Origin of the sequence: Enterobacter sp. LM3 (assembly GCF_046622475.1) — a bacterium.
Classification (GTDB): domain Bacteria; phylum Pseudomonadota; class Gammaproteobacteria; order Enterobacterales; family Enterobacteriaceae; genus Enterobacter; species Enterobacter cloacae_P.
Genome location: NZ_JBJURN010000039.1, coordinates 1,975 through 2,243, shown reverse-complemented (window position 1 = coordinate 2,243; position 269 = coordinate 1,975). Strand labels below are relative to the sequence as shown.

General features: G+C 50.2%; 2 protein-coding genes. Both read left to right on the top strand.

What is annotated here, in order from left to right:
- On the top strand, positions 1–168 hold a 168-nt coding region (locus tag ACJ9N4_RS20730), incomplete at its 5' end, for a phage tail protein (RefSeq protein WP_411500779.1).
- Positions 165–269 (top strand): phage tail terminator protein (gene gpU, locus ACJ9N4_RS20725; protein ID WP_411500778.1); only part of this gene is annotated, 105 nt, incomplete at its 3' end. The genes ACJ9N4_RS20730 and gpU, both read left to right, overlap by 4 nt.

Below are 269 nucleotides of genomic sequence, written 5' to 3'. Positions count from 1 at the left end.
AGGCGAACGTCAAAACCCCGTTACCCCATTGAAGTGGTCAGCATCCCTCTGGCAGCACCATTGACTTCGGCATTTAAAGAAGAACTGCCGAAGCTCATGGAGTCAGATATGCCCAAAGAACTCCGGGCATCCCTTACCAACCAACTCAGGTTAATTCTTACACGATGAAACACAGCGATATCCGCAAGGTGATTATTGACGCGCTGGAAAGCGCGATTGGTACCGACGTCATTTATTTTGACGGCAGACCTGCAGTGCTCGAAGAGGGT